General features: G+C 65.3%; 17 protein-coding genes and 1 riboswitch. Of the genes, 6 read left to right on the forward strand and 11 right to left on the reverse strand.

The window, feature by feature from the left end:
- Nucleotides 1-7: 7 nt before the first annotated feature.
- The 3 genes from H292_RS0102120 to mqo form a co-directional block, all read right to left on the reverse strand.
- Nucleotides 8-1,948, reverse strand: a complete 1,941-nt coding sequence (locus H292_RS0102120; RefSeq protein WP_020110276.1) for a magnesium chelatase subunit D family protein — start codon at nucleotides 1,946-1,948, stop codon at nucleotides 8-10.
- 44 nt (nucleotides 1,949-1,992) lie between these two features.
- Nucleotides 1,993-2,142, reverse strand: a riboswitch (adenosylcobalamin (AdoCbl) riboswitch).
- Nucleotides 2,143-2,153: 11 nt separating this feature from the next.
- Nucleotides 2,154-2,630: a GNAT family N-acetyltransferase gene (locus tag H292_RS0102125; protein WP_019664215.1), complete on the reverse strand. Its 477-nt coding sequence runs from the start codon at nucleotides 2,628-2,630 to the stop codon at nucleotides 2,154-2,156.
- A gap of 12 nt (nucleotides 2,631-2,642) precedes the next feature.
- A complete protein-coding gene (gene mqo / locus H292_RS0102130; RefSeq protein WP_020110277.1) occupies nucleotides 2,643-4,154 on the reverse strand; it encodes a malate dehydrogenase (quinone) in 1,512 nt (503 codons plus the stop codon).
- 179 nt (nucleotides 4,155-4,333) lie between these two features.
- On the opposite strand from mqo, the gene H292_RS0102135 reads away from it, so the two are divergent.
- Complete coding sequence (locus tag H292_RS0102135; RefSeq protein WP_026347628.1) at nucleotides 4,334-5,374, forward strand: alpha/beta hydrolase; 1,041 nt, start codon at nucleotides 4,334-4,336, stop codon at nucleotides 5,372-5,374.
- Complete coding sequence (gene mtr, locus H292_RS0102140; protein ID WP_019664218.1) at nucleotides 5,371-6,759, forward strand: mycothione reductase; 1,389 nt, start codon at nucleotides 5,371-5,373, stop codon at nucleotides 6,757-6,759. Before H292_RS0102135 ends, mtr begins: the two co-directional genes overlap by 4 nt.
- Nucleotides 6,760-6,768: 9 nt before the next feature.
- Here the strand turns inward: mtr and H292_RS0102145 are convergent, their stop codons facing one another.
- Nucleotides 6,769-7,335 (reverse strand): alpha/beta fold hydrolase, encoded by a 567-nt coding sequence (locus H292_RS0102145; protein WP_019664219.1) that lies wholly within the window; start codon nucleotides 7,333-7,335, stop codon nucleotides 6,769-6,771.
- A gap of 143 nt (nucleotides 7,336-7,478) precedes the next feature.
- Between H292_RS0102145 and H292_RS0102150 the strand changes: the two genes are divergently transcribed.
- Genes H292_RS0102150 through H292_RS0102160 form a run of 3 tightly spaced genes read left to right on the forward strand, consistent with a single transcriptional unit; the run spans nucleotide 7,479 to nucleotide 9,486 of the window.
- On the forward strand, nucleotides 7,479-7,841 hold the full coding sequence (locus tag H292_RS0102150; protein WP_026347629.1) for a GntR family transcriptional regulator: 363 nt from the start codon (nucleotides 7,479-7,481) through the stop codon (nucleotides 7,839-7,841).
- Nucleotides 7,838-8,794 (forward strand): ABC transporter ATP-binding protein, encoded by a 957-nt coding sequence (locus H292_RS0102155; RefSeq protein ID WP_019664221.1) that lies wholly within the window; start codon nucleotides 7,838-7,840, stop codon nucleotides 8,792-8,794. The genes H292_RS0102150 and H292_RS0102155 overlap by 4 nt, the downstream gene beginning before the upstream one ends.
- Nucleotides 8,791-9,486 (forward strand): hypothetical protein, encoded by a 696-nt coding sequence (locus H292_RS0102160; protein ID WP_020110278.1) that lies wholly within the window; start codon nucleotides 8,791-8,793, stop codon nucleotides 9,484-9,486. The genes H292_RS0102155 and H292_RS0102160 overlap by 4 nt, the downstream gene beginning before the upstream one ends.
- A 14-nt stretch (nucleotides 9,487-9,500) precedes the next feature.
- Here H292_RS0102160 and H292_RS0102165 read toward each other — a convergent pair whose 3' ends face one another.
- The gene (locus H292_RS0102165; protein WP_026347630.1) at nucleotides 9,501-11,000 is read right to left on the reverse strand and encodes a cobyric acid synthase; all 1,500 of its coding nucleotides are present in this window, start codon (nucleotides 10,998-11,000) and stop codon (nucleotides 9,501-9,503) included.
- A 76-nt stretch (nucleotides 11,001-11,076) separates the two neighbouring features.
- Nucleotides 11,077-11,952, reverse strand: a complete 876-nt coding sequence (map, locus tag H292_RS0102170) for a type I methionyl aminopeptidase (protein WP_019664224.1) — start codon at nucleotides 11,950-11,952, stop codon at nucleotides 11,077-11,079.
- A gap of 109 nt (nucleotides 11,953-12,061) precedes the next feature.
- On the opposite strand from map, the gene H292_RS0102175 reads away from it, so the two are divergent.
- On the forward strand, nucleotides 12,062-12,928 hold the full coding sequence (locus H292_RS0102175) for a LuxR C-terminal-related transcriptional regulator (RefSeq protein ID WP_027498561.1): 867 nt from the start codon (nucleotides 12,062-12,064) through the stop codon (nucleotides 12,926-12,928).
- Here H292_RS0102175 and H292_RS0102180 read toward each other — a convergent pair.
- The 5 genes from H292_RS0102180 to dxr form a co-directional block, all read right to left on the reverse strand.
- Nucleotides 12,925-14,727 carry a penicillin-binding transpeptidase domain-containing protein gene (locus H292_RS0102180; RefSeq protein ID WP_019664226.1) on the reverse strand — a complete coding sequence of 601 codons (1,803 nt, stop codon included), beginning with the start codon at nucleotides 14,725-14,727 and terminating at the stop codon, nucleotides 12,925-12,927. The two genes, H292_RS0102175 and H292_RS0102180, sit on opposite strands and share 4 nt — an antisense overlap.
- Before the next feature lie 50 nt (nucleotides 14,728-14,777).
- A complete protein-coding gene (locus H292_RS0102185; protein WP_020110280.1) occupies nucleotides 14,778-15,614 on the reverse strand; it encodes a GNAT family N-acetyltransferase in 837 nt (278 codons plus the stop codon).
- A 110-nt stretch (nucleotides 15,615-15,724) separates the two neighbouring features.
- Entirely contained in the window at nucleotides 15,725-16,864 is a 1,140-nt protein-coding gene (gene ispG / locus H292_RS0102190) for a flavodoxin-dependent (E)-4-hydroxy-3-methylbut-2-enyl-diphosphate synthase (protein WP_019664228.1), read from the reverse strand.
- 64 nt (nucleotides 16,865-16,928) lie between these two features.
- Nucleotides 16,929-18,143 carry a M50 family metallopeptidase gene (locus tag H292_RS0102195; protein ID WP_019664229.1) on the reverse strand — a complete coding sequence of 405 codons (1,215 nt, stop codon included), beginning with the start codon at nucleotides 18,141-18,143 and terminating at the stop codon, nucleotides 16,929-16,931.
- A 5-nt stretch (nucleotides 18,144-18,148) separates the two neighbouring features.
- Nucleotides 18,149-19,336: a 1-deoxy-D-xylulose-5-phosphate reductoisomerase gene (dxr, locus tag H292_RS0102200; RefSeq protein WP_442978512.1), complete on the reverse strand. Its 1,188-nt coding sequence runs from the start codon at nucleotides 19,334-19,336 to the stop codon at nucleotides 18,149-18,151.
- Nucleotides 19,337-19,373: the final 37 nt, after the last annotated feature.

The raw sequence follows: 19,373 nt of genomic DNA on the forward strand, positions 1-19,373 counted from the left end.
CGCCTTCCTACGCGGCCGCGCGTACGACGGCGGCGACGCGCTCGGCCGACAGATCGGCCAGACGGACGTACCCGCCCTGCAGGTGGCGGGCGAACTCGGCGGCCAATCCGAGCCGAACCATCCCCGACTCGCAATCGACGACGACGGAACCGATGTGATCACCCGCGATGCGGGATGCCGCTGTGCGCGCGCGACCCACCGGATCCGGTCCGCCCGTCGCGCGCCCATCGGTCATCGCCACCACGAGGGCACGGCGCAGCGGGTCGCGAACCTTCTCACGCAGAACGACGTCGCGCGCCGTGACGAATCCCTGAGCAAGCGGTGACCTGCCGCCGGTCTTCATTCTTCGCAGTCGTGTGGCGGCGACGTCGACGCTCGACGTCGGAGGCAGCACCAACTCGGCGTCCCGACCGCGAACAGTGATGACCGCGACCTTGTCTCGTCGCTGGTACGCGTCACGCAGCAACGACAGAACTGCACCGGTCACCGCGGAGAGACGATCCCGTGCCGCCATGGAACCGGATGCATCGACGACGAAGACGATGAGGTTGCCTTCGCGGCCCTCACGCACCGCACCCCGAAGGTCGGACGGCTGCAACACGAATCGGCCGGACTGTCGACCTCGCGCGACCTGAGACTCCGCGGCAGCGAACAATGTCCCCACCAGGTGCAGTCCCTTGCCCGGCTCCGTCGTCGACCGCACGACGCGTCCCTGCGGGGAGCGCGCCCTGGACCTGCGACCCGGGGCTCCCTCCCCGACGCCGGGAACCTCGATCGATCGCGCACGAAACTTCTCGCCGGGTGTTGCGGCGTCTCGCTCACTCGCCTGTTTCTCGGGGGCGTCGGGCTTGTCCGTCGACGACGTGCCGGTCTGTGGCCCGGGATCGGGCTGCGGTTCGCCGCCACCGTCGTCTCCGCCACCGTCGTCTCCGCCCCCGTCGTCTCCGCCACCGTCTCCACCTCCGTCGTCGTCGGGTCCTGGATCCGACTCGGCGGAGGACTCCGCCTGCTCGGCGGCATCCCGCATCGCGTCGTCGAGGGCCGACTCGTCGATACCCGGTTCGTCGAAGGGATCTCGCCGACGCCGATGCGGCAGTGCGAGTTCCGCGGCGACCCGGACATCGGATTCGTCGACGGCGTCGGCGCCGCGCCAGGCGGCGTGCGCCGTGGCCGTGCGAGCCACGACCAGGTCGGCTCGCATGCCGTCGACGTCGAATGCGGCACAGAGAGCGGCGATTCGGCGCAGCTCGGTGTCGTCGAGCACCACATCGGCCAGCGCCTCGCGTGCGTGCACGATCTTCCGTGCAATCTCCGCGTCGGAGTCGGCGTACTCGGCCGCGAACTCCTCGGGATTCCGTTCGTAGTTCAGGCGGCGCCTCACCACGTTCATCCGGGTGTCGACATCGCGGGACGCGGTGACCTCGACCGCCAGTCCGAATCGGTCCAGCAGCTGAGGCCGAAGCTCTCCCTCTTCCGGGTTCATGGTCCCGACGAGCACGAACTGCGCTGGGTGCGAATGAGATACACCGTCACGCTCGATGTGCACGCGGCCCATCGCGGCCGCGTCGAGCAGGACGTCGACGAGGTGGTCGTGCAGCAGATTGACCTCGTCGACGTAGAGCACTCCACGGTGCGCCGCCGCCAGCAGACCCGGCTGAAACGCGCGTTCACCGTCACGTAGCACTTTCTCGAGATCGAGCGAGCCCACCACTCGATCCTCGGTTGCGCCGACGGGCAGCTCGACGAGCCGTGCAGGCCTGGTGACGCCCTCGTCGTCGACGGCAGGCAGCAGCGCTGCCAATGCCCGGACGACGGTGGATTTGGCGGTCCCCTTCTCGCCGCGCACCAACACACCACCGATACCGGGGTGGACTGCGCAGAGGATCAGGGACAACCGCAGCTGCTCCTGACCGACGATCGCACTGAACGGATAGCCGGGCTGCTGCACGAGAGAACTCCTTCGTCCCGGCGGACTCCGCGCCGGAGAGGTGACGAGCCCGCCGATCCGGCGGGCGTACTGCGAAGTTGTGCGGTGATCTGACTTCGGTGCTTCGGCCCCTGGGGACCGAAGCACCTACACAGTGGCGGGACCGTGCCTGATTCACACAGGACTTCCCCGCATCAACTTCCTGGTCGTCGAACGACCGGTCCGATTACGCCTCGCTCCAAGGAGTTCCGCCCCCACGACGCATGGGGGTGTGCGGAATTCCGTCCTCGAGCACTTCCTCCCCGTCGGGCAGGAATCCGTGCTTGGCGTACATGTCGACGAGGTAGCTCTGTGCATTGATGCGGCACGGTGCCGAACCCACCTCGGCGAGCGCTGCGCGCAGGATGCGAGTGGTGTGACCCTGCCCGCGCGCAGACCGCTGTGTGCAGAGCCGGCCGATGCGGAACGCCTTTTCTCCGTCGTCGTGCTCTTCCAGCAGGCGCAACGTACAGACGACTTCGCCGTCTCGTTCCAGCCAGAAGTGCCGGGTCTCGGAGAGGAGGTCTCGACCGTCGAGCTCAGGGTAAGCGCACGCCTGCTCGACGACGAACACCTCGACACGCAACTTCAACAGGTCGTACAACGTCTTGTTGGACAGGTCCAGAGCCCAGGAACGCTTCAGGGCAGCAGCTTGCGTAGTCATCAGCTCTTGCTATCACACGCCGCTGGGCTGTGCGACCTGGGTGGTCTGCCCGAGTTCGAGGCGAGCCGACGTCCAATCGAAGACCTCGCGGAACAACGCCCGGTCCTCGGCGAGCTTCTTGCCGAGCGAGGGCACCATCTCCTTCAGCTTCGGCTGCCAACCGTCGTAGCGGTCACCGAAGCAGCGCTGCAGCACGTCGAGCATCGCCGGCACCGCGGTGGACGCACCCGGCGACGCGCCGAGCAGACCCGCGATGGAGCCGTCGGCCGCGTTGATGACAGCCGTTCCGAACTCGAGCACTCCGCCGCGGCCCTTCTTGCGAATCACCTGCACACGCTGACCGGCCGTGACGAGCTCCCAGTCCTTACCGACGACCTGGGGCGCGAACTCACGCAGGGTCTCGACGCGATCGGCTGCCGACTGCGCGAGCTCGCCGACGAGGTACTTCACCAAACCGAGCTCGGTCACACCGACGCCGAGCATGGACATCAGGTTGCCCGGCTTGACCGAGCTGGGGAGGTCCGTGAACTTGCCCTGCTTCAGGAATTTCGGCGACCACCCTGCGTAGGGGCCGAAGAGTAGTCCGGGCTTACCCCCGATGACGCGTGTGTCGAGGTGCGGCACCGACATCGGCGGCGCACCGACGGACGCTTTGCCGTACACCTTCGCCGAGTGCTGGGCGATGAGGTCCGGGTTGGTGCAGCGCAGCCATTCGCCGCTGACGGGGAACCCACCGAAGCCCTTGATCTCGCTGATCCCGGACTTCTGCAGCAGATGCAGAGCACCGCCGCCTGCTCCGACGAAGACGAACTTGGCGTTGACGGTCTTCTTCTCACCGGTCCGCAGGTTCGCGATCTTCACGTTCCACGTGCCGTCGGACTGCTTGGTGATGTTGGTGACGTCGGTGCCGAAGTGGACGGTGCCCCCGGACCCGGAGATGTAGTTGAGCAACTGACGGGTCAGCGCGCCGAAGTCGACGTCGGTGCCCTCGTCGCTCCAGTTCAGAGCGACAGGGTCGGAGAAATCGCGGCCCGCGCCCATCAGTGGCAGCCGCCGGGTGAACTCGTCCGGACTGTCGATGTACTCCATGCCTTCGAACAGCGGGTTCGACGCCAGTGCGTCGTACCGGGCACGGAGGTACTTCACGTTCGACTCGCCGTGGACGAAGCTGACGTGAGGAATCGGGTTGATGAAGTTCTTCGGGTCGCTCAGCACGCCGGATTCGATGCTGTGCGCCCAGAACTGACGCGACACCTGGAACTGTTCGTTGACGTTCAGCGCCTTGGCGATGTCGACGGAACCGTCTTTGTTCTGCGGGGTGTAGTTCAGCTCACACAGAGCGGAGTGGCCGGTGCCGGCGTTGTTCCACGCGTCACTGCTCTCGGCAGCAGCCGCGTCGAGTCGCTCGTACACGTCCAGCGACCACTCGGGTTCGAGCTGCTTCAGCAAAGCCCCGAGGGTGGCGCTCATGATTCCGGCGCCGACGAGAACCACGTCGGTCTTGACCTGCTGTTCTTTTGACACTGGAGAATCGACTTCCTTGTCCGTGAGTTCTCGCTCGGCGACTGACTGCTTCGACTGTTCAACTTTTCGGTGGCGGTTACGTTACCCGTCCGTACGTACCCGATTCGACGCGCCTGAAAAGCCCTGCTCCGATTGTGCTCCTCGTACGCCGCCCGACGCTCCTACTACAGTTGTGATCTGTGACTACCTGGGTGCCCGATGTCCTCGGCGACGGCTACGAACAGACCACCATCACGCTCGGCGACGACCCCGACGGCGAGGGGACGGTCGAAGCGACCCTCGTGCGGTATCAACCGTCGGGGACGGATTCTGCTCGTCGCGCGGTGATCTACGTGCACGGGTACACCGACTACTTCTTCCAGCAACACCTCGCCGAGCATTTCGCAGCCAAAGGGTTTGCGTTCTACGCGCTCGACCTGCGTAAATGCGGACGTTCGTTGCGCGAGGGACAGACGCCGCACTTCGTGACCGACCTCGAGATGTACGACGCCGAACTCACCGAAGCTCTGTCTCTGGTTCGCCAGGACACCGGAGGCGGGTCGGTACTACTGACCGCACACTCCACCGGAGGACTGATCCTTCCGCTGTGGCTGGACAGGCTCAATCGCAGGAGCGGCGGGACAGCCGCGCAGGGAATCGACGGAGTCGTGCTCAACAGCCCGTGGTTCGACCTACAGGGACCGTCTGCGATCAGAAGCGTCGGAACGACCGCGATCGACGTCATCGGCCGGGTGAAGGCGAAGACTCCCGTGCCGGGCACCGGCCTCGACACCTACGGCGTGTCGCTCGCCGCGTCGGAGCAGGGCGAATGGGAGTACAACCTCGACTGGAAGCCGCTGGCCGGGTTCCCCGTCACGTTCGGCTGGATCCGAGCGATCCGGCACGGACACGCGACACTGCACCGCGGCCTCGACATCGGCGTTCCGTCTCTGATTCTCCGCTCCAAGGTCACGCATTTCTCGCGGAAGTACAGCTCGCAGACCGACGCGGCCGACGCCGTTCTCGACGTGCGTCAGATCGCACGGTGGGCCGGATGCCTCGGCGACCGGACCACCATCGTTCCCATCGAGGGGGCTCGTCACGACGTCTTTCTGTCCAAGGAGACGCCCCGGAAGCAGGCGTTCGACGAGATGAACGAGTGGATCGACTGGCTGTACCGCAGCGCCCACATAGACCGCGAATCCGGACAGAACCACAGCGAGATCGGAACCATTCGATGACCACACCCGAGCACTTCGACATTGCGATCATCGGATCGGGGTCGGGAAACTCCATTGCCGACGAACGCTTCGCCGACCTGAAAGTCGCGTTGTTCGAGGAGCATTCGCCGTTCGGGGGCACCTGCCTCAACGTCGGGTGCATTCCCACCAAGATGTTCGTGTACGCCTCCGAGGTCGCACAGACCATCCGTGATTCCTCGCGTTACGGCATCGATGCGTCGATCGACAAGGTGCGCTGGCCGGACATCGTCGACCGCGTGTTCGGCCGCATCGACCCCATCGCCGCCGGAGGCAAGGACTACCGCGAGAACGGCAGCCCCAACGTCACCCTGTTCAGCAGTCACGCCACGTTCGTCGGTCCCCGCACGATCGACACCGGAACCGGCTCGGTCATCACGGCCGATCAGGTCGTCGTCGCCGCCGGGTCCCGTCCGGTGATTCCCGACGCGGTCGCCGAGTCCGGCGTCCGCTACTACACCAACAGCGACGTCATGCGGCTCCCCGAGCTCCCCGAGCACCTCGTCATCCTCGGATCCGGCTACATCGCAGCCGAATTCGCTCATGTCTTCGGCGCACTCGGTTCGAAGGTGTCGATCGTGGCCCGCAAGAACGCCTTGCTGCGCGGGCTGGACGTCGACGTGTCCACCCGATTCACCGAGCTGGCGCAGCGAAGCTGGGACGTCCACCTGGACTCGGGCGAGGTGTCCGCAGTCTCGGACGGCGAGCGCGTCGGCCTCGAGCTGAAGGACGGAACCCGTGTGCTGGGCGACGTCCTGCTCGTCGCCGTCGGGCGTGAGCCCAACGGCGATCGACTGGGCGCGGAGGCAGGAGGCATCGAGCTCGACGACGAAGGACGGATCGTCGTCGACGAATTCGGCCGCACCACCGCAGACGGCGTGTTCGCCCTCGGCGACGTGTCGTCGGAGTACCAGCTCAAGCACGTCGCGAACCACGAAGCCCGAGTCGTTCAGCACAACCTCCTGCAGCACGAGTGGAACGACACCTCGTCGCTGCGTGCCTTCGACCACCGATTCGTCCCCGCCGCGGTGTTCACGCACCCTCAGATCGCCGAAGTCGGGCTCACCGAGGAGCAGGCGCGCGACGAAGGGTTCGACATCGCCGTCAAGATTCAGGACTACGGCGACGTCGCATACGGCTGGGCGATGGAGGATCGCGACGGATTCTGCAAGATCGTCGCAGAGAAGAAGACGGGTCGAATTCTCGGCGCCCACGTCATCGGTGCCCAGGCTCCGACGGTGATCCAACCACTCATCCAGGCCATGAGTTTCGGCACCACCGTCTCCGACATGGCACGAGGCCAGTACTGGATCCACCCGGGCCTGCCCGAGGTGGTCGAGAACGCGCTCCTCGGCCTGGACATCTGATTCGTTAGGTCACCAGGGGCTGGTGCGCAGCACGATCTCCGTGGCGAGCTCGGCCGAGGCGGCCGAGGGAATGTTGTCCACACCGTCGAGTCGGACGACACGGAAATCGCCGTAGACGAGGCGGCCACTGGCGTCGGCCCCCGGCGCCTTGGTCGACCTGCCGATCACGAGTGTCGTCGGGATCTCCACGGCCGGGCAGTCGGCTGCGCGCACGGTTCCGTTCTCGTCGGCGATGGCGGGGTGGGTTCGGTCGCACACCACCAGTGACGTGAACTTTCCGAACGTGCGTGCTGCGAGGCCCCAGGCCAGCTCCGCGCCCACTCCGCTGCCGACGAGGTGCACCCAGGGCAACCCGAGTTCGGTCAGCAACTCGAGCACTCCATCGTGGTCGAGCCCGTCGATGTCCTCCACCGCAACGGTTTTGAGGTCCGAGTTGTGCAGCCGCTCGGCTACGCCGTCGTACACATCGGGGGCATCGCCTGCGTCGGGGAGCAGCAGCACGACGTGCCGCGATTCCGGACCGGCGATGCGCAGGGTGCAGCTCCCGCCGCGGGCTGCAACGTGCTTGTGATCCATGGGATACGACGCTACTGCACCCCGATGCCGCCGATCCACAACGGACCACTTTGCTCCTCGCTGTTGCGTTACCCCGATCCGGGTTCTATGGTTAGTTACATGAGTAACGGACCACTTAACCACCCGGGCTCATGGAGCTCGCACTGATGGACGAAGGTCGCCCGCTCTTCATCCAGATCGCCGAGATGGTGGAGAACTCGATCATCGACGGCGGACTCGCCGAGGAGAGCCAGGTCCCCTCGACCAACGAGCTGGCTGCCTTCCATCGCATCAACCCCGCAACCGCAGGCAAGGGTCTGGCCAAGCTGGTCGCCGACGGAATCCTCTACAAGAAACGAGGGATCGGCATGTTCGTCACCACCGGCGCCCGCGACGCATTGAGATTTCGTCGCCGAGACGATTTCGCCGATCAGTTCATCAGGCCGTTGGTCACCGAGGCACGCAAGCTCGGCGTGACCGTCGACGAACTCAAGTCCATGCTCGACAACTGGGAGGAAGCACCATGAACGCCCGTCACGACCTCACCGTGGTCGACGACACTCCAGTCATCGCTTCGGTCCGCAACCTCACCAAGACCTACGGGGACTTCACCGCAGTCGACGGTGTCGACTTCGACCTGCACGCCGACAAGATCTACGGTCTGCTCGGTCGCAACGGCGCAGGCAAGACGACGGTCATGCAGTTGCTCACGGCGCAGAATCGCCAGAGCGCGGGCACCGTCGAGGTGTTCGGGATGCCGCCGTTCGAGAACGGCGCGGTCTCGGCCGACGTCTGCTTCGTCAAGGAAAGCCAGAAGTACCCCGACGACTTCAAGGTCCGTCACGTACTCACCTGCGCTGCACGGCTTCTCCCACACTGGGATCAGGCCTTCGCCGACGACCTGGTCCGCGATTTCGACCTGCCGCCGTCGCGCAAGGTCAAGAAGCTCTCACGCGGTATGACCTCCGCGCTCGGAATCGTCATAGGGCTGGCGTCACGTGCACCGCTGACGTTCTTCGACGAACCGTACCTGGGACTCGACGCTGTCGCGAGACACATGTTCTACGACCGCCTGTTGGCCGATTACGCCGAGAACCCGCGCACGATCGTGCTGTCGACCCACCTGATCGACGAGGTGAGCGACCTGATCGAGCACGTGCTGCTGATCGACAAGGGGCGGATCGTCATCGATGCCGACGCCGACGCTCTACGCCACAGCGCATTCGTGATATCGGGCGCCGCGGACGCCGTCGAGAAGTTCGTCGCTAATCACACCGTGCTGCACCGAGAGTCACTCGGGTCCATGGCCAGGGTCAGTATCGACGCTGCCCTCACCGACGCGCAACGAGCACACGCATCCTCGCTCGGCCTCGCCGCCGAACCACTGTCGCTGCAGCAGTTGGTCATTCGGAACACCACCGCGTACGGCCGGGGCGCCTCCCTCACATCCGATCACGCCACCAAGGAGTCGGTCTCATGAAACGAACGTTCGACGTCGCTCGTCTGCACACGGTCGCATGGCCGCTGATCATCGGCTGGCCTCTCGGAATCCTCGCCATCTCGTTCGCCATCTGCTACGTCATCTTCGCGTTGATACCCAACACCGACAGCGACTACAACTTCACCGGTGCGCTGTTCTCGATGTACGGATTTGCGGTGGGGTTCTATCTGCAGGCCGTGACCCAGACGTTCCCGTTCGCGCTCGGAATATCTGTGACCAGACGCGAATTCTTCTCCGCCACGGCACTCGTCGGCGTCGTTCAATCTGCAGTACTGGCGACCGTCGTGTGGATTCTGTCCGCCGTGGAATCCGCCACCGGAGGCTTCGGCGTCAAACTGCGCATGTTCGGAATCGTCCGATACGTGACGGACAATCCAGCCGTGCAGTGGTTCGGCTTGTTCGCGACGCTGCTGCTCGTCGCCGCGATCGGATTGTTCCTGGGAGTCGCCTATCAGCAATACCGAGTGAACGGCGTCCTCGCCATCGGCCTGGGCACCGTCGTCCTCGTCGGAGGTGGCGCCATCCTCGTCACATGGCAACGCTGGTGGCCAGAGGTAGGACGGTTCTTCCTCGACACGCCTGCGCTCGTACTGCTGGGCGTCGTACCTCTGGTTCTCGCCGGACTGTTCGCGGTCACCGGATGGGCAGGGTTGCGGTCGGCAACACCCTGAAAAAACGTCGGCACTCAGGCGTCGACGCCTCGCTCGATGACACCGAGCAGGGCGTCGACGTCGACGTTCTGCTCGACGAGATCCGCCAGCAGATCCAGTTGTTCCTGACGAAGCTGCCCGACACTGGTGGCCGGCGACACCGTGAACCCCGACCGCCCGGAGAGTCGAGCCGCCCAGCGCAGAATCTCGCGACGGAAGTGGTCGGACTCGAGCACTCCGTGCCAGTGCGTACCCATCACCGACCCGCGCACACTGCCCTCGGATGTACCGTCGGCGTACGTCAGCAGCGGCGAATCGCCGGTACGTACGACGCGGCCGTGGTGAATCTCGTAGCCCGACACGGCCGAATCCGCGAACCGAGCCGACGAACCCTCCACACGTGCCAGCACCTTGTCCGCACGGAATTCGACGTCGAGATCGAGAAGGCCCAATCCGTCCACCTTCTCGACGTCGGATTCGATTCCGTCCGAAATGGTCTGCCCCAGCATCTGATACCCGCCGCAGATGCCCAGAACGGGCCGACCGGTGCGGCCACGTTCCTCGAGCGCCTCCGCCAGACCTGTCCTGCGCAACCACGCGAGATCGGACAACGTCGCCTTGCTTCCCGGAACGACCACAAGATCGGCGTCGGGCAGCCGCGACGGCTCCGTCACCCACTGAACCGAGACGCCTGGCTCGCATGCGAGCGCCTCGACGTCCGTCGTGTTGGATATGCGGGGCAGCCGGATCGCCGCCACCCGCAGCCATTGCCCGCCCACCGGACGCGACGGACGCCCCACCGGCGCGTCGGCAACCACCCCGAGCGAATCCTCGGCGTCCATCCACAGTTCTTCGCAGTACGGCACGACACCGAACGTCGGCCTGTCCGTGAGCGATCGAAGTTGGTCGAGTCCCGGCTGCAGCAACGCCGGATCACCTCGGAACTTGTTGATCACGAACCCCTTGATCAACGCCTGATCCTCGGGCGACAGTACCGCGACCGTTCCGTAGAGATGAGCCAGCACTCCGCCGCGATCGATGTCGCCGATTATCACCACCGGTATCGAAGCAGCGGTGGCCAGCCCCATGTTCGCGAGATCGGTTGCACGTAGGTTGATCTCCGCAGGCGACCCCGCACCCTCGCAGATCACCACGTCGAAATCGCGGCGAAGGGACTCGAGCTCGGCGGCGACGACAGTACGTAAGGCCTGCCGGTGCTCGATGTACGTGGACGCGGACACCTGCGCCACCGCGCGTCCACGCACCACCAACTGCGACGTCCGATCACTTCCCGGTTTCAGCAGAACCGGATTGAACCGCACGCTCGGCTCCAGACCGCACGCCGCAGCCTGCAGTGCCTGCGCCCGCCCGATCTCCCCGCCGTCGAGCGTCACCACCGAGTTGTTGGACATGTTCTGCGCCTTGAACGGCGCCACGGACACACCGCGACGCGCCAACATCCGGCACAGGCCCGCCACCAACACACTCTTGCCCGCATCGGACGTCGTACCCGCAACCAGTAGCGCACCGCCCAGAGTCGTCACAACCCGAACTTCGTTCCGCAGGCTCTGCTCGGAGCCTTCACAACGAGGTTCGTTCCGCAGGCTCCACTCACGGCAGAGTGAGAATTTCGCAGCCCGTGTCCGTGACGACGAGGGTGTGCTCGAACTGCGCAGTCCACTTGCGGTCCCGTGTCACCACCGTCCAGCCGTCGTCCCACATCTCACCGTCGATGGTGCCCAGGTTGATCATCGGCTCGATCGTGAAGGTCATGCCCGGCTCGATGATGGTCTCCACCGACGGCTGGTCGTAGTGCAGCACCACCAGGCCGTTGTGGAACGTGGTGCCGATGCCGTGGCCGGTGAAATCCTCCACGACGCCGTAACCGAAACGATGCGCGTAGGACTCGATGACGCGGCCGACGACGTTGAGCGCGCGCCCCGGCTTGACTGCCTTGATGGCACGCATCGTCGCTTCGTGCGTGCGTTCGACGAGCAACCGCGCCTCCTCGGAGACGTTCCCGGCGAGGAATGTTGCGTTGGTGTCCCCGTGAACACCGTCGATGTAGGCAGTCACGTCGATATTGACGATGTCACCGTCCTGAACGACGGTGGAATCGGGGATGCCGTGGCAGATCACCTCGTTGAGGGACGTGCAGCACGATTTCGGAAATCCCCTGTAGCCCAACGTCGACGGGTACGCACCGTGGTCGATCATGTACTCGTGCGCGATGCGGTCGAGTTGGTCGGTCGTCACACCGGGTGCAACGGCTTTACCCGCTTCCTGGAGCGCGCGAGCGGCGATGGTGGACGCGACCCGCATCTTCTCGATCACCTCGGGCGTCTGAACCCACGGCTCGCTGCCTTCGTTCGCTGTCGGCTTCCACGCGTACTCCGGTCTTTCGATCGACGCGGGAACGGACAGAACCGGTGATACGACACCCGGCACGAGTGGCTGGCGCGGCTTGCTCTCGGCGGTCACAGACATGCGTCCAGGGTAGTCGGTGAGCCTCGAACCCGATCGTCACGGCCCGATACCCCACCCGCTATGATGCAGGTCACAGGACCCCGAGGAGCCCGACGTGTCGACCGACGAAATGCCACGCCCCCGCACACGTGACGGCGTTCTTCGTCCACGTGACGGGGACGCGCTGCGTGCCGAACTGAGGCAGATCGCCGACGCGTCGGGAGTCCCGGTGGTGTTCGGCGGTGAAGTCGACTCGCACACACTGTGTCTCAGCCACTTCCACGGCACCAGAACACGAGGTCTCGACGGACTCGTCATTCCGAGCAGGTCCGGCCTCGGCGGCCGAGTGCTGGATCAACGTCGTCCCGCCGCGGTCAGCGACTACCGAGCGTCGATGTACATCACCCACGATTACGATCAGCCGGTCCTCGGCGAGGGTCTGCAATCGATTCTGGCTGTTCCTGTCGTCGTCGCGGGAGCGTCACGGGCGGTGATGTACGCAGCGATCCGAGAACGCGGACCCATGGGCGACCGCGTGGCGGACAGCATGATCCGCGCATCGAAGCGGCTGGCGCAGGAAATCGCCGTCCGCGACGAAGTCGACCGTCGGTTGCGCCTGATGGACAGCGTCGCCGCACACCCCGCTGCGCCCTCGACGTCGGCGACGGAGACCCTGCGCGAGATCCACGCCGAATTGCGCACCCTATCGGGATCCGACATCGACGAAACCGTGGCAGCACGGCTCGTGGAACTGTCCGACCGCATCGCAGGCTCGTTGCGCGGTCCCGACGTGGAATCGGACGTGACACTCTCCGCTCGCGAAACCGACGTTCTCGCGCAGATAGCACTGGGCTGCACCAACGCGGAGGCAGCCGCGAGGCTGTCACTCAAGCCGGAGACGGTCAAGTCCTACCTTCGGTCGATCATGAGCAAGACCGGCACGCGCACACGCCACGAATCGGTGGTCGCCGCACGCCGGTTGGGCCTTCTCCCCTAGTAACCGGCGGGCAACTGCTCGAACATCTGGCGCGTGACCGCCACCGCGTTGTCCGAGCTACCGCCGCGTACCACCAGGGTCGCGAACGCCAGATCCCCTCGGTAGCCGACGAACCACGCGTGCGATCCACCGTCGACCTCGGCCTCACCCGTCTTCCCGTAGACCTCCCCCTGGTCGGCGATCCGCTCGGCCGTTCCGCTGGTCACCACCGAGCGCATCATGCCGCGAAGACCGTCGACCATCGCAGGTTCGATCTGCGGGTGCTCCCCCTCGATCGTGGTCTCCCGACCGACGATGAGAGTGGGCACCGGCGTCGAGCCGTTGGCCACCGTCGCCGCCGCCAACGCCATGCCGAAGGTGGACACCACCACCTTGCCCTGGCCGAAACCGTCCTCGGTGCGCTGCACCAACTCCTCGGCCGGCGGTACCGAACCGGAGTCCGTCGGCAGTCCGACCACGTCGTACTCAGGTCCGACGCCGAATTGCGACGCAGCCACCGTCAACGCGTCCGGCGCCATCTCGCTCGCCAACTTCGCGAACGACGTGTTGCAGGAGCGCGTGAACGCCGTTCCCATGGAGACGTTTCCGAGCGAGAACTCGTTGTAGTTCGGGATGCTGCGTTCGCCGATCTCGATGCGACCGGGGCACGGAACCGTGGTCTCCGGGCCCGCGAGCCCGTTGGAGATGGCGGCACCGGCAGTGATGATCTTGAAGGTCGATCCCGGCGGGTACAGGCCGGCGGATGCAACGGGTCCGTCCCTGTCCGCTTCCTTGTTCTGGGCGACGGCGAGAACGGCACCGGTCGACGGCTGGATCACCACCATCATCGCCTGTTCGGCGCGTGCATCGACCGCGTTCTGTGCCGCGACCTGGATGTTGCGATCGAGACTGATCGAGAACGACGGCGCGGGTTCGGGCGGCGTGTCGGTCAACACGTCGATGTCCACGCCGTTCCGGTTGACCGTCACCACACTCCACCCGGCCTTGCCGTCGACCTCGTCGATGACGGATTTCTTGACCTGGGAGACCAGGTCGGGAGCGAAATTCCTGTCGGTGGACAGCAGATCCGATTCGTCCGACGCCGATACTCCCGACAGTCCGGAGAGTGCCGCCGCGACTGTTCGATAGTCCTCGTCTCGGAGCAGCGCAACCGGGTACGCACCGTCGACGGACGTCGCGGACTCGACGATGCTCTGCGCCGAGATGCTGGAGTCGAACGGAGCGAGAAGGCGGGCGAGGTTCGTGGCCGTCGCGACGATGTTGTCCGACTCGTCGGCGGTCACCTTGATGCGATGCACGACGCCCGGAACCAACACGTCGGTGCCGGAGCGCTCGTTCACCCGCGCACGCGGCGGTGCCGTCGACCGCAGAGCCATCGTCTGCGTTTCACCCAGGCCTGGATGAATGTCGGTGGAAGTCCACCGCACACCCCACTGCCCGTCGGTGCGTCCCATACGGAGTTCACCGTCGTACGTCCACACCCGTTCCTTCGGCAGTTGCCACTCGTAGGTGTAACCGACGGTGGCCGTGTCCCCGTCGACGCGAACCGAAGTGGTTGTGGCATGCAAAGATTCAGCTTGCAGGTTGTTCCATGCATCCGACAGCGCGGCGGACGCGACGTCCGGACGGTCGGTGTCCGCGGCCGCGGCGTCGATGTCCTGGGAAGAGAACGCATCGAGGAATGCCTGCGCCGCAGGCTCGGGTCCCGCCGGGCTCGGCGTGCACGCCACTGCAGATCCCGTCACCACGACACACGCAGCCGCGACCACGAGGCAACGACGAAGACCCGAGAATTCCATTGCGCCCATCGTAGTTCGGCGACGCCCGGGTCCCCGGCAACGAATCGCTGTCAGTCGAGAAGGACCGTTGTGAACGTCGCAACCTGAGTGAGGCCGATCCGCGCGTACGCACGACGGGCGGGGAAGTTGAAACTGTTGACGTAGAGGCTGGCCACGCGCCCGCTCCGCACCACCGCGTCGACGACGGTTGCCGTTCCCGCCGACCCGAGACCGCGGCCTCGGTAGAGAGGATGCACCCATACGCCTTGGATCTGGCCCACGGTGGCCGAGCGTGAACCGATCTCGGCCTTGTACACGACCTGGCCGTCCTCGAAACGCGCCCATGCCCGGCCCGCGGCGATGAGACTTGCGATCCGACGACGGTAGCCACGGCCGCCGTCGTTGGCACGCGGATCCACACCGACTTCCTCGATGAACATCGCCACAGCGGCCGTCAGGTAGACGTCGAGTTCGTCGGTGCGCACCAACCGGACTTCGGGGTCCGGTGGAAACTCCGAGAGTTGTGACGTGGCGAGGAGCGGTTGCTCGCTCCGCAACTCACGCGGCGCTCCCCAGTCGGCTTCCAGCATTTCCCACAGCGGAAGCGTCAACTCGGCGCGCCCGACGAGCGAGGAACACATACGTGGGCCTCGGCAGGCGCGGTCCGCGAACGACCGCAGATCGTCGACGTCGCCGAGCAGTGGAACCAGGTTGGCACCGTAGAAGCACAGAGACTCCTGCGGTCCCCCTCGACTCCACATCTCGCCGTGGAACGACCGTGGGTCGAGCCCGGATTCCTGCACACGCGCCGCGATCATGCACGTGGCAATGGGATCGGCGTCGAGCACACGGAGAACACTGGCAGTGTCCTTGTTGCTCAGTGGCTTCGCGCCGAGGAGCTTGAGCACCGTCCGTCACCTCCCGAGCTACGCGCGTCCACCGTCATGGACATAGATTGCCAGATCGACGCATGCATCGGGGACTTTACGGGTGGGACATTCGGCCCCACTTCGAGTGGTTACCCGACGGTGACGACCGGCGCTCCCGAGTCGGCGCCCTCACCCTCGTCGAACTCCTCGGCGATGCGCATCGCTTCCTCGATGAGCGTCTCCACGATCTGGGCCTCGGGCACGGTCTTGATCACCTTGCCCTTGACGAAGATCTGACCCTTGCCGTTTCCGGACGCCACACCGAGATCCGCGTCGCGCGCTTCACCCGGACCGTTGACGACGCATCCCATCACGGCGACGCGCAGCGGGATCTCCATACCTTCGAGACCCGCGGTGACCTCGTCGGCGAGCGTGTAGACGTCGACCTGCGCGCGACCGCAGGACGGGCACGACACGATCTCGAGCTTGCGTGGCCGCAGATTGAGCGACTGCAGGATCTGGTTTCCGACCTTGATTTCCTCGGCGGGCGGCGCGGACAGCGACACTCGGATGGTGTCGCCGATGCCGCGCGACAGGAGCGACCCGAACGCCACGGCGGACTTGATGGTGCCCTGGAACGCCGGCCCCGCCTCGGTCACACCGAGGTGAAGCGGGTAATCGCACTGCGCCGCCAACTGCTCGTACGCCGCGACCATCACGACCGGGTCGTTGTGCTTGACCGAGATCTTGATGTCACCGAAGCCGTGCTCCTCGAACAGGCCTGCTTCCCACAATGCGGACTCGACGAGCGCTTCGGGGGTTGCCTTGCCGTACTTGTCCATCATCCGCTTGTCGAGCGATCCGGCATTGACGCCGATACGGATGGGGATGCCTGCATCGCCCGCGGCCTTCGCGACCTCTTTGACTCGGCCGTCGAATTCCTTGATGTTGCCGGGGTTCACGCGGACCGCCGCGCAGCCGGCGTCGATCGCGGCGAAGATGTACTTGGGCTGGAAATGGATGTCCGCGATGACGGGGATCTGGCTCTTCTTCGCGATGATGGACAGCGCATCCGCGTCGTCCTGTGTGGGGCATGCCACACGCACGATGTCGCATCCGGACGCCGTCAGCTCGGCGATCTGCTGCAGGGTCGCGTTGATGTCGTGAGTCTTGGTGGTGGTCATCGACTGCACCGAGATGGGGTGGTCGCTGCCGACACCGACGGTGCCGACCTGCAGTTGACGAGTCTTACGGCGAGGTGCGAGTACGGGAACCGGCGGTGCCGGCATTCCCAATCCGACTGACACAGTCACTTCGTTGCCTTCTTCCGGTGAGCTTCACCCTTGAGTCTACTTAGAACAACTGGATCGGGTTCACGATGTCCGCTGTGAGCGTCAGCAACATGTACGCGCCGCCGATCACGATCACCACGTAGGTGACGGGCATCAACTTCATGTAGTCGACCGGTCCGCCGTTCGGCAGCCCGCGTCTGTTGCGGAAGAAGTTGCGGATCCGCTCGTAGATCGTCACCGCCATGTGCCCGCCGTCGAGTGGGAGCAACGGCAGCAGATTGAAGATGCCGAGGAAGAAGTTCAAACTCGCGAGCAGCAGCACGAACACCGGCCACATGGACCGCTCCACCAACTGTCCACCGATCACCGACGCACCGACCACGCTGATCGGAGTCTCGGCGTCACGCTCACCGCCGGTGATGGATGTCCACAGATCCGCTACCTTGCTCGGCATCTGCACCAGTCGATGCGCGGTCTCGACGAACATGTCGCCAGTGAACGCGAACGACGCGGGAATCGCGGCGAGGGCGTTGTACTGGGTCGGCAGGAACCGTTCCATCGACACTCCGACCGCGCCGACCGTCGCCGACCGTCGGCCGGTTTCCGTACCGTCGGACACCCAGCGCTGCACCTGCTGGACCTGGACGGGGAACGTCAACTCGGCGCCGTCACGTTCGACGACGAAGGTCGCGGTGCCGGACAGAGGCTGGGTCGCCGCGACGACGTCCGTGAACTCGGGTGTCTCGGTGCCGTTCACCGACACGATGACATCGCCCTGCCGAATGCCTGCCTGGAACGCCGGGCTAGGTCCGCTGCACTCCGGGAAGGTCAGATCGTCGTTCTGCGTCGGCGGAACGCACTGCATCTCCCCGACCATCGCGCCGGCCGGCGGGTTCAGATTCGGTAGTCCCCACCCGACGGCCAAGGTGAAGATCAGCACGAAGCCCAGAACGAAGTTCATCCCGATGCCGCCCATCATGACGACGAGCCTCTTCCAGGTCTTCTGGCGGTACATGGCACGGTCGATCTCGTCGGGAGCGAGTTCGTCGATCGCGGTCATGCCGGCGATGTCGCAGAACCCGCCCGCCGGAATGGCTTTCAGGCCGTACTCGGTCTCACCTCGACGGAAGGAGAAAACCTTGGGACCGAAACCGATGAAGAAGCGGCGCACCTTCATTCCCGTCGCGCGGGCGGTCCACATGTGCCCCGCCTCGTGCAGCGCGATCGACACCGTGATTCCGAGGGCGAACAGGATCACCCCGAATACGAACACCATCCGGCTCAGTCCTTCTGGTTCAGGAGTTCGCGGGCGTGGGCGCGGGCCCACGAATCTGCAGCGAGGGCGTCACCGACGCTGGTGGGTTCGGAGGTCCACTGCCCGGTGCCTGCGTCGAGTACCTGTCCGACCGTCTCCACGATCTGCGGGAAATCGATCCGTCCCGCCAGGAATGCTTCGGCAGCAACTTCATTGGACGCGTTGTAGACCGCCGTCATGCACCCACCGAGCACCCCGGCTTCGCGGGCGAGTTGAACCGCGGGAAACACCCGGTCGTCGAGTGGCTCGAAATCCCACGTGAACGACGTGGTGAAATCGATCGCTCGAGCCGCGTCCCGCACGCGGTCGGGCCATCCGAGGGCGAGCGCGATGGGCAGGCGCATGTCCGGCGGGCTGGCCTGAGCGATCGTCGACCCGTCGAAGAACGTGACCATCGAATGGACGATGGACTGCCGGTGAACCGTCACGTCGATGCGGTCGTACGGAATGTCGAACAACAGATGGGTCTCGATGAGTTCGAGCCCCTTGTTGACCAGCGTTGCCGAGTTGAGGGTGTTCATCGGCCCCATCGACCACGTCGGGTGTGCAGCGGCCTGCTCCGGCGTCACCGATTTCAGTTCCACCTCGGACCATCCCCGGAACGGGCCACCCGAGGCGGTGAGGATCAGGCGATCCACTTCCGCCGCGCGGCCTCCGCGCAGACATTGAGCCAGCGCGGAATGCTCGGAGTCGACGGGCACGATCTGGCCGGGAGCGGCCGCGGACGTCACCAGCGAGCCGCCCGCCACCAGTGATTCCTTGTTGGCGAGGGCGAGCGTTGCACCCGACTTCAGAGCGGCCAGGGTCGGTTCGAGGCCGCGCGACCCCACCAGCGCGTTCAGCACGATGTCTGCCTGCACCGATTCCACGAGGTCTGTCACAGCTCGGTCGCCCGTGAGAATGTCCGGCAGGTTCAGCTCGGCGGCGGCCGTGGGGTTCGCCACCGCGACGGAGTCGACGCCCGTGGCGTCGATCTGCCGACGCAGCACGTCGATGTTTCCGCCCCCGGCCGCAAGCCCCACCACCTCGAACTTGTCGGGGTTGGCCGCGATGACGTCGAGCGCCTGGGTCCCGATCGATCCGGTACTACCCAGCAACAGCACCCTCTTGGGTCTGCCCGACGGTGAATCTTCGACTCGCAGTGGCTCTGGCACTCGTCCATTGTTCCTGATCGTGTCTGAGAGTTCGCTA

Origin of the sequence: Rhodococcus sp. 114MFTsu3.1 (assembly GCF_000383555.1) — a bacterium.
Lineage (GTDB): Bacteria > Actinomycetota > Actinomycetes > Mycobacteriales > Mycobacteriaceae > Rhodococcoides > Rhodococcoides fascians_E.